Source organism: Streptomyces griseosporeus (assembly GCF_014656055.1).
Classification (GTDB): domain Bacteria; phylum Actinomycetota; class Actinomycetes; order Streptomycetales; family Streptomycetaceae; genus Streptomyces; species Streptomyces griseosporeus.
Genome location: NZ_BNBR01000006.1, coordinates 510,362 through 524,986 on the forward strand (window position 1 = coordinate 510,362; position 14,625 = coordinate 524,986).

The following is a 14,625-nucleotide window of genomic DNA, read 5'->3' on the forward strand; positions in this document are numbered from 1 at the left end:
GTATGACCACCCCCCGCGCCCGCGTCCCCGCACGCGCCCGGCACCGCAGAAGCCGTACCGCGCTCGCCACCGGCATCCCGCTGGCCGTCGTCGCGGCCGGCGTGCTCGGGTACGGCACGTTCTACGGCGGTCAGCAGCAGGCGTCCGCCGCGACCGCGCCCGCCTGGGCGACGGCCGCCGCCGACGGCTTCGCCTCCGTCAACGCGCTCGGCCAGAACGGCACGTACGGCGGCCGGGACGGACAGACGGTCACCGTCAGGACGCAGGCCGACCTGGAGAAGTACGCGACGGCGAGCGAGCCGTACGTCATCGTCGTCGCCGGGACGATCACCATGAGCCCCGTCGGCAAGGAGATCAAGGTCCGGTCGGACAAGACCATCGTCGGCTCCGGCACCTCCGGCCACATCGTCGGCGGCGGTTTCTTCCTCGGCCAGGGCGTCCACAACGTCATCCTGCGGAACCTGACCATCCGGGACGCGTACCAGGGCGTGTGGAACGACAAGGAGCACGACTACGACGCCGTCCAGATGGACGGCGCCCACCACGTGTGGATCGACCACAACGACCTGCGGCACATGGCCGACGGCCTCATCGACAGCCGCAAGGACACCACGTACCTCACCGTCTCCTGGAACAAGCTCAGCCAGGACAACAAGGCGTTCGGCATCGGCTGGACGGAGAACACCACCGCCGACATCACGATCCACCACAACTGGATCCGCGAGACCGAGCAGCGCAACCCGTCCACGGACAACGTCGCCCACGCCCACCTCTACAACAACTACCTGGAGGACGAGCCGGGGACGACGATCACCTCCTCCTACGGCAACTACGCCCGCGGCGCCACCAGCATGCTGCTGGAGAACAGCTGGTTCCAGGGCATGAACAACCCCGTCATCCGCGACACGACGGCCACCCTGCGCCAGCGCGGCAACGTCTTCTCCGGCACGAGCGGCCGCAACGAGAGCGGCGGCAGCGGCACGGCGTGGGACCCGAGGATGTACTACCCGTACACGGCGGACCCGGCGGCGAACGTGCCCTCGCTGGTCAAGTCGGGGGCCGGGCCCCGCAGTTCGATCGGTGTGACTGCCACCCCGCTGACGGCAGCGGCGACGACCCTCACCGTCGCCAAGGACGGCACCGGCCAGTACAAGACCGTCCAGGCGGCCGTGAACGCGGTCCCCGCGAACAACGCCGCCCGCGTCGTCATCGCCGTGAAGCCGGGCACGTACCGCGAGACGGTCAAGGTGCCCGCCAACAAGCCGCACGTCACCATCCAGGGCACCGGCGCCGGCCGCAAGGACACGGTGATCGTCTACAACAACGCCTCCGGCACCCGGAAGCCCGACGGCTCCGGCACGTACGGCACCGGCGGCAGCGCGACCGTCGCCGTCGAGGCCGACGACTTCCAGGCCCGCAACCTCACCATCGGCAACGACTTCGACGAGGCCGCCCACCAGGACATCGCCCAGCAGGCGGTGGCGCTGCGCACCGCGGCCGACAAGGTGTTCCTGGACTCGGTGATCGTGGAAGGCGACCAGGACACGCTCCTGCTGGACACCGCCTCGAAGGACAAGCTGGGCCGCGTCTACATGACCAACTCCTATGTGATCGGCAACGTCGACTTCATCTTCGGCCGGGCGACGGCCGTCATCGACCGCTCGGTGATCACGCTGAAGAAGCGCTGGAACGGCACCTCCGCCGGCTATGTCACGGCCCCGTCGACGGCGGCGGGCCGCCGCGGCATCCTCATCGCCAACTCCACCGTCACCGGGGACGTCTCCGACCGCAGCTTCTACCTCGGCCGCCCGTGGCACGCGGGCGGCGACGCGACCCTCGACCCGCAGACCACGGTCCGCAACACCAGTCTGAGCGCGGCGATCAGGACGGCGCCGTGGACGGACATGAGCGGCTTCTCCTGGAAGGACGACCGCTTCGCCGAGTACAGGAACACGGGCGCGGGCTCGGGGTCGGCGAGCGGCGACCGTCCGCAGCTGACCGACGCGCAGGCCGCCGACCAGGAGGTCGCGGACTGGCTGGCGGGCTGGACGCCGAGCGCGTCGTAGGGGGTGTCTCGTCGATCAGGCCGGATCAGCGAGCGGCGGCTGGTGCCGTGCATCGCAAGGCGGAGGAGGGCGTCGATGCGGAGCATCGACAACCGACGACAACGCGGCGAGGCGCGGCACCAGGCGCCGGGAGCCCGGCATGAGCGGCGAGACACCCCCTAGGGCCGTAGGGCCTACCGGGTGCTCGCGTGGACCGCCCGCTGCAGGGACTCGGCGGCCAGCCGCACCGCCGCGTCCCGGGTGTTCTGCCCGAGCATCTCGGTGTGGATGGGCCCGCCCTGGGCGAGATGCCGGTCGTACGGGATCGGTACGACCGGCACGCCCGGCTCGCGCAGGTGCGCGGCGGCGGTCTTCGCGTCGAGCGTGGCGTCCGGGGAGCCGGCGATCAGCGCGACGACGGTGGTGGCGAGCGCCGAGTGCGGCAACTGGCCGAGCCAGTCCAGCACTTGCCGCGTGCCGTGAATGCCTTCGGCGGTCATGGGCGCCACGACCACCCGCGCGTGGGCGGTGTCCATGGCCGTCCGAGCCACCTCGCCCGGCAGCGTCTCGCAGTCCACGACAGTGACGGCGAAGTGCCGCTGGAGGTTCAGCGTCACGGTCCGGTACGTCCGCACGTCCAGCGGCGCCCCGACCCGCCCCTGCCCGGCGGGCAGCAGCCAGCCGCCGTCGGTGACGGGCACCAGGTAGCCGATGATGTCGGTGAGCTGCATCCGCGGCTTGAGGATCCGGGCCAGGTCGGCGCAGCTCCAGCGCACGGTCTGGGCCCCCATCCGCACGGGCAGCGTGCCGAGCGCGCCGTCCGCCTCCAGGGTGAGCACCGGGTCGTGCCGGTAGTGGTTGAAGGTACGGCCGAGCAGCGCGGCGACGGTCGACTTCCCGACGCCACCCCGGATGGAGGTCACGGCGACGACCCGCCCGACGCCCACCGGCTGCCGCACCTCGTGCGCCAAGCGCGCCTCTTCGGCGGCCCCTTGCCCCCCGACGGCCGCGAGCCGCCGCAGGGACCGCCCCGCCCGCTGGGGCAACGTGTCCCCGTGCTGGGGCCGCCCGAGAGCGACGGCTAGCCGCGGGTCGATGGTGGGAAGCGACTGGGGAGCCGGAGCGAGAGAGCCGGGCACCGGAACCGAAGCCGGCTTGTGCGCACCGCTGCCGGGGGGTGCCATCGGGACCGGCGGCACCGCGGCGACGGGCGGCGTGGTGGCCACAGGCGGCACAGCCGCGACGGGCGGCGCGTCACCGGAACCAGTCACCTGAGGCAGCGCCTCCGGCTGCCGTTCCGCACCCCCGGTCATGAGCCCGTTCCCATCACGCGCTCGAACTTATCACCGGCGCCAGGCGCCGAAGGAGGGGCGATTCGGGTGCTGATACGGGGGCGGTGTGGAGGTTGGGTGCGCAGCGGGGCCCGGGACAGCGGTTGCCGGCCCGGGCCCCTCGTTGCTCTGCTGTTACTGCACGACCGTGATCCGGTTCGTCGCCGGCGGTGCGATCGGCGCCGTCGGGGAGGAGTTGGCCGTCAGGTACTGCTCCAGGGCCGTCAGGTCGTCCGTGCCGACGAGGTCGTTCGTGCCCTGGCCCAGCGTCGTGAAGCCGTCGCCGCCGCCCGCGAGGAAGCTGTTCGTCGCGACGCGGTAGGTGGCCGCCGGATCGATCGGAGCGCCGTCGAGCCTGATGGTGTCCGTGACCACGCGGTCGGCGCCGGTCTTCGTCAGGTCCAGGGTGTACGTCAGACCCGACGACGGCTGCAGGATCTTCGGGGCCGCCGTGTTGCCGCCGCTGACCTGCTCCTTGAGGGCCTGGATCAGCTGCGCGCCGGTAAAGTCCTGCAGGTTGACGGTGTTGGCGAACGGCTGGACCGTGAAGCCCTCCGCGTACGTCACCACGCCGTCGCCCTCACTGCCCTTGGCCGCGTAGGTGAGGCCCGCACGCACGCCGCCCGGGTTCATCAGGGCCAGGTCGGCCGACGGGTCGAGCGTCCTGGCGTACGCCAGTTGCGCGTCGGCGATGAGGTCGCCCATCGGGGACTCGGTGCCCGTGTTGGGGATGTCGGCGGAGATGTAGCCGATGGGGCGGTTGCCGATCGGGGCGGCGAGAGTGTTCCACCTCGTGATCAGGTCGGTCATGTCCGCCGCCTTGGGGACTGTCCGCGTGACCACGTGGTTCGCCGACTTCACCGCCGTACGGGAGATGTCGCCCGTCCAGCGGTCGTACGTCAGCGTGGTGTCCGTGTAGAGCCGGCCGAAGGACGCGGCCGAGGTGACCATGCGGGGCCTGCCCGCCGGGTCGGGGATCGTGCACACGTACGCCGTGTGGGTGTGGCCGGTGACCAGCGCGTCCACGGCGGGCGTGACGTTCTTGGCGATGTCGACGATCGGGCCGGAGATGCCGTCGCCCGCGCCCGGCGCGTCACAGTTGTAGTTGTACGAGGAGGACGCCGGGAAGCCGCCCTCGTGGATGAGCGCGACGATCGACTGCACGCCCTGCGCCTGGAGCACCTTGGCGTACTTGTTGATGGTCTCGACCTCGTCCTTGAAGACCAGGCCCTTGACGCCGTCCGCGGAGACGATGCCCGGGGTGCCCTCCAGCGTGACGCCGATGAAGCCGATCTTGACGTCGTCCTTCCGCCACACCCAGTACGGCTTGAGGATCGGCTTGCCCGTCTTCTCGTTCTGCACGTTGGCCGCGAGATAGGGGAAGTCGGCGCCCTCGAACTCCTGGTCCGTGTGGCAGCCGGCCGTCGGGTGGCAGCCGCCGTTCTGCAGGCGGGCCAGCTCGGCCGCGCCCTCGTCGAACTCGTGGTTGCCGACCGAGGTGACGTCCAGGTCCAGCTTGTTCAGCGCCTCGATGGTGGGCTCGTCGTGGAACAGGCCCGAGATCAGCGGAGAGGCGCCGACCATGTCACCGCCGGCCGCGGTGATGGAGTACCGCTTGCCCTGGCGGGCCTCGCGCAGATGCGTGGCCAGGTACTCCACGCCGCCCGCGTCGATCGTCTTCGTCGTGCCGTCGGCCTGCAGCTCGGTGACCCGGCCGGAGGAACCGGACGGCGGTTCGAGGTTGCCGTGCAGGTCGTTGAAGGACAGCAGCTGCACGTCCTGGTATCGGCTCGGCCAGTGGCCGCCCGGCTCGCCCTGGCTCTCACCGGCGGCGGCCGTGCCCGGCAGCGCCGCGGCCAGCGCACCGGCGGTGGCGAGCCCGGCGGCGGCCGCGAGCAGCCGGTACGTACGGCGTCTGCGCGGCGGATACGGCTGTGATGTGGCTGGCAATTCGCCCCCCTGTGGGTGTTGTGCGCCCTTCGGGTCCTTCTGTGCCCTGCGGGTCCGGGGTGTGCTCCCGTCCGGCGCAGCCTAGGGTCAACGCGCGTAGCGCGACAGGGGGTTCGTGGTTACATCCTGGTTTCCCTTTGCCGTCCCCCGTACCGCCACTTTGGCGCCCCCTCCCCTTACCCTCGTACGCATGACCAGCGACGACATCGCACGGCTCCCCGGCGCCCGATCCATCGAGACCTACTCCGCGCTCTCCCCGGACCAGATCGAGGCCGTGCTCGGCCTGCTCGCCGAAGCCTCCGCCGCCGACGGCCAGCAGGCGGTGTCCGAGCAGGGGCGGCTCCAGCTGCGGGGCGGCGCCCGCGAGGGCGTCTCCCACCTGCTGCTGACCGTGGGCGACGAACTCGCCGGTTATGCCCAGCTGGAGGACACCGACCCCGTCGAGGCACCCGCCGCCGAACTGGTCGTCCACCCCGCCCACCGCGGCCACGGCCACGGCCGCGCGCTCGGCTCGGCGCTGCTCGCCGCCTCCGGCAAGCGGCTGCGGGTGTGGGCCCACGGCGGGCACGCCGCCGCCCGGCATCTCGCCCAGGTCCTCGGCCTGACGCTGTTCCGCGAACTGCGGCAGATGCGCCGCTCCTTGACCGACCTGGACCTGTCCGAGCCGGTGCTGCCCGAGGGCGTCACCGTCCGCACCTTCGTCCCCGGCCAGGACGACGCGGCCTGGCTCGCCGTCAACGCCGCCGCCTTCGCCCACCATCCCGAGCAGGGCTCCCTGACCCAGCGCGACCTCGACGACCGCAAGGCCGAGCCCTGGTTCGACCCCGCCGGCTTCTTCCTCGCCGAGCGGGAGACGGACACCGGCCGCGACCTGGTCGGATTCCACTGGACCAAGGTCCACGCCGAGGAGCAGCTCGGCGAGGTCTACGTCCTCGGCGTCGCCCCCGGCACCCAGGGCGGCGGCCTCGGCAAGGCCCTCACCACGATCGGCCTGCGGCATCTGGCGGCCCAGGGACTGCCGACGGCGATGCTGTACGTCGACGCCGACAACAAGGCGGCCGTGTCGGTCTACGAGCGGATGGGGTTCACCACGTACGAGGCGGACCTGATGTACCGGACGGAGACCTGACCCTTCGGGGCGGGGCGGGGCGGGGTGCGGGGGCCGGTGGTCTTCTCGGGCACTTCGGCCACCCGTCGTGGTCAGCAGCCCGTGCGGTCAGCCGCCCGTCGCGGTCAGCTGCCGGTGCGGTCAGCCACCCGTCGCGGTCAGCAGCCCGTGCGGTCAGCAGCCCGCGGAGGCCCGTATCCCCCCGGTCCTCGGGCCGCCGCGCCGCAGCGGCTCCGGCACACTGACCGCCCATACGATCACCGCCGCCGCCAGCACGGCGGCCCATCTGCCGTGCGCCGCGGCCCACTGAGGGCTGCCCGGGGCGACGAACAGACCCCAGCGGTCCGGCAGCAGCATCCCCGCGACCACCAGGGCCAGCAGTCCCACCGCCGCGGCGCGGCCCGGCTCGGGCTCGGCGGAGGTGCGGACGGTCGCTGCCGCGAGGGCGAGGGCGGTCGCCGTCAGCGTCACGGCCTCCAGGGTCACGTCGGCCAGCGGGGGCCGCGCGTCCCGCGGGATCAGCAGCAGCGCGCCAGACCAGGCGAGGGCCGCGAGCGGGGCGAGGAGGGCGGCGCGGAGATGGACCCTGAGCGGCCGCCCGGCCGGCGTGGTCTCCGTCATGACGCGGGACGGGTCGTCCAGGAGGAACGCCAGGCCCAGCGCCATGGCCAGCGCGCTCACCCTGAGCAGGACGGCACCGGTCTCGGGGGTCCCCAGGTCCGGCAGCACTCTCGGCAGGGCCGCCACCAGCAGACCCGTGACGGCACCCGCGAGGAGGGGGCCCCGGGGCAGGGCCCGGACGGTGGGGCGGATCAGGGCGCCGAACACCGGGAGGCCCGGCCGCCGCTCACGCCGCGCACGGATCGTCACGGTTCTCCTCCTTCTCGGGTGCCCGCACGCCCAGCAGGTGGGCGACGCGGGTCAGCGATGTCTCGGGTGAGGTGAGTTCCGTCCAGCCGGCGCGCACCGCCGACGTGACGTCCTCGCTCGGCCGGTGCAGCAACTCCCGCACCATCCGCGTCTGTTCGGCACTCATGGCCAGCGGCTCCGTGGGGGCCAGCACGGCGCCCGGGCCCTCGGTGCCGTCGTCGAGGCGGACATGGGCGAACGCGCTCATCGGGTCCGGCTGGGCGGCCAGCGCCAGCCACATGACGGTCACCGCGCGGGCGTCGCAGATCCCGCTCGCCTCCTTCTCACTGCCGGCCACCAGGACGGAGGCCACGCCGACGGCGAACTCGGGGACGCGGTTGCCGCCCCACTCGGTGCCGACGGTGATCTGGCCGGGGCCGGCCAGCGGGACGAGCGCGGCGTCGCCGGTGAGGCCGTACCGCGCCTCCACCCGCTGACGCACCGTCAGCCGGTCGTGGTGGCCGCCCGCCAGCCGCTCGACGCGTTCGACCACCGCCGCCCAGTCGGCCGTACGGCCGGTCCACTCCGGGAAGGCGCAGTACCGCACCCCGGCACGAAGCGCGCAGGACTGGTCCTTCTCCGGGCTGACCGAGGCCACGGTTCTCGCCTCCGTCAGCTGCCGTGAGTCGCCCGGGGACTGTCCGGCGACGCCGGCGGCCGTGGCGGCGAGCGCGACGGCGGTCACCACCGCGACCGGGCGGGTCCGCCGGCCGCTCACCAGGAGCGCGGCGCCCAGCAGCGTCACCGTCAGGCCCGCCAGATACAGCGCGTGCCAGGCGGCGGGGCGGCCCAGCAGAGCGGAGGGGAGCGGGGCGCCGCCCGTCTCGGGGACGACCGGGGAGAGCCAGGTCAGCCAGTGCGGGCTCGTGCCGTCCGAAGCGACCGAGATCACCACGAGCAGCACGTACAGGCCGACGACGAAGAGCGGGGCCGCGAACGCGGAGTGGATCAGGCGGGCCAGCAGGACGCCGACGACGCCGGCCAGCAGTACCGTCAGCGGGGCCACCGCCAGCTCGGCGACCGAGCCGTGCCCGACCGCGCCCGGCTTGAGGGCCGCCCAGGCGAACTCGGCGGTCACGACGACGGCGACGACCGCCGCGAACGGCACCACCGACAGCACGTGCGCGAGGGTGCGCCGCCACGGCCGCACCGGCAGCACGCCGAAGTGCCGTTCGGTGCCGTGGCGCCGGGAGCGCAGCACGGCGTGGTTGACGCACAGCAGCACCGCGAGCGCCACGAGCTGGGGCGCGGACTGGGGGGCGCGGTCGGCGTCCTGGAGCACCGGGTAGTCCGCCATGCCGTCCCGCTCGGCCGCCACCAGGGAGTAGACGGAGTAGCCGAGGTAGAGCAGGAGGAAGACGAAGACCGGGACGTGCAGCAGCAGTTCGCGCGCCTCGAAGCGGGCGAGGGCGAGCACGGCGGCCCAGGGCCGGTCCTTCGCGGCCGGCGGCCGGGTGACCTCGACGGCGGGCGGCGTCACCGTGGTGCTCATGCGACCGCCTCCCGCTCCCCGTCGCCCAGGGTGAGCAGATAGCCGTCCTCCAGGGTGGGCTCCAGCAGGTCGGCGCCCTCCGGCGGGTCGCCGACATTGCGGAAAGTGCCGGTGCCGGTGCGCCAGCCTGCGCGGGCGCCCGGGGCGCGCTCGGCGCTGCTCCAGACCCGGCCGGCCGCCCGCGCGGTCAGCTCGGCCGGGGTGCCCTCGAAGCGGACTTGGCCACCGGCCAGGACGACGACGCGGTGGCACAGCATCGCCACGTCCTCGGTCTGGTGGGTGGACAGCAGGACCGTGCGGCCCTCGCCGGCCTGGGCGATCAGCTCCCGGAACCGCACCCGCTGCTCGGGGTCGAGACCGACGGTGGGCTCGTCCAGGACGAGGAAGCCGGGGTCGCCGACGAGCGCGGCGGCCAGGGCGACGCGCTGCCGCATCCCGCCGGACAGCCGCTTCATCCGGCGGCCCCGCACCTCGGACAGGTCCACGGCGTCCAGGACCCGCCGCACCTCCCGGTGGCGGGCGGTGCGGTCGGTCAGCTCCTTGAGGATCGCGACGTAGTCGACGAACTCGAAGGCGGAGAAGTCCGGGTGGAAGCCGGGGTTCTGCGGCAGGTAGCCCAGGGTGCGCCGCAGGTCCTGGCGGCCGGCCGCGCTGCCCGGGTCGTGCCCGAGGACGGTGAAGGAGCCCTGGTCGGCGGGGACTGCGGTGGCGAGGACCCGCAGCAGGGTGGTCTTCCCGGCGCCGTTGGGCCCGAGCAGTCCGGTGACGCCCGCGCCGAGGCGCAGGGAGACGTCGTCGAGGGCACGGGTGCCGCCGTAGCGGAGGGTCAGCCCGGAGGCGGAGACGGTGACGGTCATACGGCGCTCCCGTGGGTGAAGCCGGTGAAGGGTGCGTGGGCGGGGGTGGCGTCGAAGCGGTCCCTGAGCCGGACCAGCAGCCAGCCGGCCACGGCGGCGACGACGGCGGCGGCGACCTGGCCGGGCGCGGTGAACGGCGCGGGCGTGCCCGCCGTCGTGGTCTGGGCGATCACCAGCAGCGCGGTCCAGGCCGCGCCCACCAGGGCCGGGGCGAGGACCGGACCGAGCCGGGGGGTCAGGGCGAGGCCCGTCGCGGTGAGGGCCAGCGCGGGCAGCAGCCAGGCCAGCGCCCGCAGCCCGTACCCGGGCAGGGCGAGCGTGGCCAGGCCGTTGAGGACGAGGCCGGCGGTGAGCACCGCGCAGGTGCGCAGCATCAGCAGCCGGAAGCCGTGCATCGGGGCGACGACCGCCATCTCGTACGTCGGGTCCAGGACCGGGCCGTACGACAGGGCCACCCCGGCCAGCGGCAGCAGCGGGGCGAGGCCGAGGAACAGCCCCGGGCTGTCGGCGACGCGGACCATGAGCACGGTCATCGTCAGCACGAACGCCACCGCCAGCAGCCACGACCGGCGCAGCACCGGGGTGGCCGCGAGCAGTCGCGCGGAGTGGTCGGCGACCCCGCACCGCACCAGCAGCCCCTCGAACACCCCGCGCCGCGGCGCGTCCAGCTCGGCGTCCAGCCGCTCCCAGCCGTCCGTCAGGACGACCGGGTCGCTCACCTCGGCGAGCCGGGCGCGGCAGTCCGCGCAGGCCGTCAGGTGGGTGTCCGCCGACCACAGCAGTGGCGGCGCGAGGTCACCCCGCACATAGGCGCGCAGGTCCTCTTCTGCCACGTGCCACGTCATGCCAGCGCCTCCCGCAGTTGCTTGCGGGCTCTGAGCGCCCGCGTCTTGACCGTGCCGGGCGGAATGCCGAGGACGACCGCGGCCTCCCGGGTGGTGAGCCCGTCGATGACGGTCGCCTGGAGGACGGCGCGCAGTTCGGGCGAGAGCCTTATCAGCGCGCCGGCGAGGTCCCCGTGCTCCACCCCCGCGAGCACGCGCTCCTCCGCCGACGCCTCGTCCCGGTGCCGCAGCCGCGCGAGCGCCTGCCGCAGCCGGCCCCGCGCGCCGTCGCCGCGCAGCGCGTCGACCAGCCGGCGTGACCCGATGCGCCACAGCCAGCCGGCGACGTCGCCCTCCTCGCGATAGCGGGCGCTGCCCCGCCACACCTGGAGGAACGTCTCCTGCACGACGTCGTCGACTATCCCGGCGTCGGCGCAGCGGCTGCGCATGCGCGCGGTCAGCCACGGCGCGTACCGCCGGTACAGCTCCTCGAAGGCGTGACGGTCCCCGTCTGCCGCGATGGCCCGCAGCAGCTCCCCGTCGCTTCTCGTTTCGCTCACATCTCCTCATCGGACCAGCCCCGCCGATCGGTTCACGGATCGACGGACGACTTTCTCACCCCGCTCCGGCCGGGAGTTGACGAACCGAGCCCCCTTCCACCACCCTTTCACTACTTAATTAGTGAAAGGGTGGTGGAAGCGAGTGGTCGAGTACCGGATCGACCGGCACAGCGGCGTGGCCACCTACGTCCAGCTCGTCCAGCAGACCAAACAGGCCCTCCGCCTCGGCCTGCTGCGGCCCGGCGACAAGCTGCCCACGGCCCGCGAGGTCGTCGAGGCGACCGCCATCAACCCCAACACCGTCCTGAAGGCCTACCGCGAGCTGGAGCGCGAGGGCCTGGTCGAGGCGCGCCGCGGTCTCGGCACGTTCGTCCGGCGCGGCCTCGGCTCCGCCCCCGCCGACTCCCCCCTCCGCACCGAGCTGGAGCAGTGGGCGGCAAGGGCCCGCGAGGCCGGCCTCGACCGGGACGACGTGGCCGCCCTCTTCACCGACGTACTCGACAAGCACTTCCAGGGAGATCCCTCATGACCGACACGGCCTTCGAGGCCGCCGGCCTCGGCAAACGCTTCGGCCGCCGCGGCGGCTGGGCCCTGCGCGACTGCGCCCTGCGGCTGCCGGCCGGCCGGGTCTGCGCCCTCGTCGGCCCGAACGGCGCCGGCAAGTCCACCCTGCTCGCCCTCGCCGCGGGCCTCCTCGCCCCCACCGAGGGCCGGGTCACCGTCCTCGGCACCGCCCCGGCGGCGGCACGCGCGCGTGTCGGGTACGTCGCCCAGGACAAGCCGCTGCACCCCCAGCTCACCATCGCGGACACCCTGCGCATGGGCGCCGGCCTCAACCCCGGCCACTGGGACGCGGACACCGCCGAACGCGTCGTCGCCGCCGGCGACCTCGACCCCAAGGCGAAGGTCCGCTCCCTCTCCGGCGGCCAGCGCACCCGCGTCGCCCTCGCGCTCGCGCTCGGCAAACGGCCCGGACTGCTGCTGCTCGACGAGCCCATGGCCGACCTCGACCCGCTCGCCCGGCACGACCTGATGGGCACGCTGATGGCCCAGGCCGCGCAGTACGGCACCACGATCGTGATGTCCTCGCACGTCGTCGCCGAACTGGAGGACTCCTGCGACCACCTGCTGCTGCTCGGCGGCGGCCGGGTCCGCCTCGCCGGCGAGATCGACGACCTGCTCGCCGCGCACGCGCGCGTGGCCGTGCCCGCCGGAACGGATCTCGCCCCGCACACGGTCGTCGAGTCCCGCACCACGGGCCGCCAGCTCACCGCGCTGCTCCGACCGGCGTCCCCGCTCCCCTCCGACTGGCGCGCCACGACCCCGTCCCTTGAGGAGCTGGTCCTCTCCCACCTGCGCAACCCCGACGCCCTGGCCCTCACACCCGCGCACGAGGAGGCCGCCGCGTGAGCGCCGTACCCCTCCCCGCGCCCGCCGCGGCCCGCCCCCGCCTGGCCCCCTGGCTGCTGCGCCTGCACCGCCCCGCGCTGTACGTCTGGACAGCACTCGTCCTCCTCACCGCGGCGGCACTCCTCTGGCTGGGCGGCCCGCTCACGGACGCCGCGGCGTCCGCCTGGGACCAGTACGGCGCCTGTGATTGGAGCGCCCACTGCTCCTACGACCAGCCGGCGATCCTGCGCTACAAGGACGTCGCGAACTACACCACGCTCGCCGTGACGGCGGTGCCGTTCCTCGTCGCCGCGTGGGCCGGAGCGGCCCTGTTCGGCCGCGAAATGGAGTCCGGCACCGCACAACTCACCTGGACCCAGGGCGTCACCCCGACCCGCTGGCTCACCACCCGCCTCGCGCTCCCGGCGGCCCTGATCACCACGGGAACAAGCCTCCTGGTCCTGCTCCACCACCTGGCCTGGACAGCAGGCGAGGGCCGGATCGACACGGCGAAGCCCTGGTACGACACCCTCACCCTGCACGCCAACGGCCCCACCACCGTCGCCCTCGCCCTGACCGGCCTGGCCGCCGGCGCCCTCGCGGGCCTCACCCTGCGCCGTACGCTGCCCGCGCTCTGCGTCTCCCTGCTCGCCGTCGCCTGCACGCGCGGCCTCGCCGACCTGGCCATGCCGCACCTGTGGCCGGCGGTCACCCGCGTCACCGACCTGCGCCAGGACCCCGCCGGCACGGGCCTCACCGTCGACCAGGGCCTGGTCACCGCCACCGGCCGGCACATCGCCGACCCGGGCTGCGGGTCGACGCTCGCACCGGAGTGCCGCGCCCTCTACGAGAGGCTGGACGCGACGGCCTTCTACACGGACTACCACCCCGCCTCCCACTACTGGCCCCTGCAACTGACCACCACGCTCGCCCTGCTGACCCTGACGGCACTGCTCACGACGATCGGCTACGTCACCCTGCGCCGCACCACCGGGGGCCGCCGCCGGGGAGCCGCCGTATGACCACCGCCGTACTGCGCCTGCACCGCACCGCGCTGCTCGTCTGGACGGCCTTCGTCGCCGCCCTCCTGCTCTGGCAGGTCTGGCTCACCACGGCGGGCGCGGACGAGACCCGCCGCCTGGCGGCGCGCTGCCGCGGGATGCTGGACTACTGCGACGCCTTCTCCTACGGCGAGCAGATGGCCTGGCCCGGCATCCTGCTGAGCCACACCTGCCTCGCCGTCGCCGCGTACGCCGGCGGCGCGCTGATCGGCCGCGAGCTGGAGTCCGGCACGGCCCACCTGGCCTGGACCCAGGGCGTCACCCCCGCCCGCTGGCTGGCCGCCAAGCTGGCCGTGCCCGCGGTGGCGGTCACGCTCGGAGGTACGGCGCTGATGCTCGCCTTCCGGGCGGGGTGGGCGGCCAACCGGGACCTGATGTGGGACGACTGGTGGACGTCGTACGTCTTCGTGGACCGCGGCCCCGCCCTCGTCGCCTACGGCCTGTGCGCCCTCGCCGTCGGCACACTGCTTGCCCTCCTGCTACGACGGACGCTGGCGGCGCTGGGGGCGGGTCTCGCGGTGATGCTCCTGCTGACGGTGACGCTGGACCGTTTCCGCAGCGAGCTGTGGCCCACGGTGACGCGGCGCTCGGCCCGGGCGTTCGATCCACCGGAGGGGGCGTGGCAGCTGGACGGGGGCCACCGGGGCGGGCGGTACGTCCTGACGTACCACCCGGAGTCCCACTTCTGGGCCCTGCACCTGATGGAGACGGGGGTGCTGCTGGCCGTGGCGGCCCTGGCCACGGTGGCCGCGTTCCTGCTGCTACGACGACGCACCGGGTGAAAACAGGTCCCCGGCGTCGATGCTGGCGGGGGGTGGGTCGCGCAGCCCGGCGCTACGGGGTGCCGCTGCGCCCACCCGTGCCGCCCCAGCGGCACGACTGCCCGCAGCTACGTCGGCGGGGCGGCCCGCTGCTGGGTGGGCGCCGGCTCAGCGGTGCGGCTGCCCGCAGCTAAGTCGCGCGGCGGCGCCGGCTGTCCGCTACCCCAGCGGGCGGGCCTGCCGCAGTCACGGCGGCCGGTGGACGCGTACGGCGAGAAGGGGACGTGTCGGGGGGTGTCCGCCCGCAGCGGGCGCCGTAAAGAAGCGGCACGAATTTG

The 14,625-nt window shown here is 73.8% G+C and carries 13 protein-coding genes; 6 read left to right on the forward strand and 7 right to left on the reverse strand.

Features of this window, described 5'->3' with window-relative positions; genetic code table 11:
* Positions 1–2 precede the first annotated feature (2 nt).
* Positions 3–2,066, forward strand: a complete 2,064-nt coding sequence (locus IE308_RS28960) for a pectinesterase family protein (RefSeq protein ID WP_190220162.1) — start codon at positions 3–5, stop codon at positions 2,064–2,066.
* A gap of 173 nt (positions 2,067–2,239) precedes the next feature.
* Here the strand turns inward: IE308_RS28960 and IE308_RS28965 are convergent, their stop codons facing one another.
* Both IE308_RS28965 and IE308_RS28970 read right to left on the reverse strand, forming a co-directional pair.
* Complete coding sequence (locus IE308_RS28965) at positions 2,240–3,016, reverse strand: CpaE/TadZ family protein (protein WP_229909216.1); 777 nt, start codon at positions 3,014–3,016, stop codon at positions 2,240–2,242.
* Between the two features lie 495 nt (positions 3,017–3,511).
* On the reverse strand, positions 3,512–5,326 hold the full coding sequence (locus IE308_RS28970) for a bifunctional metallophosphatase/5'-nucleotidase (protein WP_190220163.1): 1,815 nt from the start codon (positions 5,324–5,326) through the stop codon (positions 3,512–3,514).
* A 190-nt stretch (positions 5,327–5,516) separates the two neighbouring features.
* Between IE308_RS28970 and mshD the strand changes: the two genes are divergently transcribed.
* Positions 5,517–6,455: a mycothiol synthase gene (gene mshD / locus IE308_RS28975; RefSeq protein WP_190220164.1), complete on the forward strand. Its 939-nt coding sequence runs from the start codon at positions 5,517–5,519 to the stop codon at positions 6,453–6,455.
* Positions 6,456–6,608: 153 nt separating this feature from the next.
* On the opposite strand, the gene IE308_RS28980 is transcribed toward mshD, so the two are convergent.
* The 5 genes from IE308_RS28980 to IE308_RS29000 are packed head-to-tail and all read right to left on the reverse strand — an operon-like array spanning position 6,609 to position 11,076.
* Positions 6,609–7,304 (reverse strand): ABC transporter, encoded by a 696-nt coding sequence (locus IE308_RS28980; protein ID WP_229909218.1) that lies wholly within the window; start codon positions 7,302–7,304, stop codon positions 6,609–6,611.
* Positions 7,282–8,835: an ABC transporter permease gene (locus tag IE308_RS28985; RefSeq protein ID WP_190220165.1), complete on the reverse strand. Its 1,554-nt coding sequence runs from the start codon at positions 8,833–8,835 to the stop codon at positions 7,282–7,284. Before IE308_RS28985 ends, IE308_RS28980 begins: the two co-directional genes overlap by 23 nt.
* The gene (locus IE308_RS28990) at positions 8,832–9,692 is read right to left on the reverse strand and encodes an ABC transporter ATP-binding protein (protein WP_190220166.1); all 861 of its coding nucleotides are present in this window, start codon (positions 9,690–9,692) and stop codon (positions 8,832–8,834) included. Before IE308_RS28990 ends, IE308_RS28985 begins: the two co-directional genes overlap by 4 nt.
* On the reverse strand, positions 9,689–10,537 hold the full coding sequence (locus IE308_RS28995; RefSeq protein WP_190220167.1) for an anti-sigma factor: 849 nt from the start codon (positions 10,535–10,537) through the stop codon (positions 9,689–9,691). The genes IE308_RS28990 and IE308_RS28995 overlap by 4 nt, the downstream gene beginning before the upstream one ends.
* Positions 10,534–11,076 carry an RNA polymerase sigma factor gene (locus IE308_RS29000; RefSeq protein WP_190220168.1) on the reverse strand — a complete coding sequence of 181 codons (543 nt, stop codon included), beginning with the start codon at positions 11,074–11,076 and terminating at the stop codon, positions 10,534–10,536. The genes IE308_RS28995 and IE308_RS29000 overlap by 4 nt, the downstream gene beginning before the upstream one ends.
* Positions 11,077–11,218: 142 nt before the next feature.
* Here IE308_RS29000 and IE308_RS29005 point away from each other — a divergent pair, with 142 nt between their 5' ends.
* Genes IE308_RS29005 through IE308_RS29020 form a run of 4 tightly spaced genes read left to right on the forward strand, consistent with a single transcriptional unit; the run spans position 11,219 to position 14,308 of the window.
* Entirely contained in the window at positions 11,219–11,605 is a 387-nt protein-coding gene (locus IE308_RS29005) for a GntR family transcriptional regulator (RefSeq protein ID WP_110628977.1), read from the forward strand.
* Positions 11,602–12,486, forward strand: coding sequence for an ABC transporter ATP-binding protein (locus IE308_RS29010; protein ID WP_190220169.1), 885 nt, complete (start codon positions 11,602–11,604; stop codon positions 12,484–12,486). Before IE308_RS29005 ends, IE308_RS29010 begins: the two co-directional genes overlap by 4 nt.
* Entirely contained in the window at positions 12,483–13,487 is a 1,005-nt protein-coding gene (locus IE308_RS29015) for an ABC-2 membrane transporter-related protein (protein WP_190220170.1), read from the forward strand. Before IE308_RS29010 ends, IE308_RS29015 begins: the two co-directional genes overlap by 4 nt.
* Positions 13,484–14,308 (forward strand): ABC-2 membrane transporter-related protein, encoded by an 825-nt coding sequence (locus IE308_RS29020; protein WP_190220171.1) that lies wholly within the window; start codon positions 13,484–13,486, stop codon positions 14,306–14,308. The genes IE308_RS29015 and IE308_RS29020 overlap by 4 nt, the downstream gene beginning before the upstream one ends.
* Positions 14,309–14,625: the final 317 nt, after the last annotated feature.

Bases quoted from the DNA above. Each gene is read 5' to 3' on its own strand.
- IE308_RS28990 (WP_190220166.1), bottom strand. From the start codon at position 9,692: ATGACCGTCACCGTCTCCGCCTCCGGGCTGACCCTCCGCTACGGCGGC.
- IE308_RS28985 (WP_190220165.1), bottom strand. From the start codon at position 8,835: ATGAGCACCACGGTGACGCCGCCCGCCGTCGAGGTCACCCGGCCGCCG.
- mshD (WP_190220164.1), top strand. From the start codon at position 5,517: ATGACCAGCGACGACATCGCACGGCTCCCCGGCGCCCGATCCATCGAG.
- IE308_RS28960 (WP_190220162.1), top strand. From the start codon at position 3: ATGACCACCCCCCGCGCCCGCGTCCCCGCACGCGCCCGGCACCGCAGA.
- IE308_RS28995 (WP_190220167.1), bottom strand. From the start codon at position 10,537: ATGACGTGGCACGTGGCAGAAGAGGACCTGCGCGCCTATGTGCGGGGT.
- IE308_RS29010 (WP_190220169.1), top strand. From the start codon at position 11,602: ATGACCGACACGGCCTTCGAGGCCGCCGGCCTCGGCAAACGCTTCGGC.
- IE308_RS29020 (WP_190220171.1), top strand. From the start codon at position 13,484: ATGACCACCGCCGTACTGCGCCTGCACCGCACCGCGCTGCTCGTCTGG.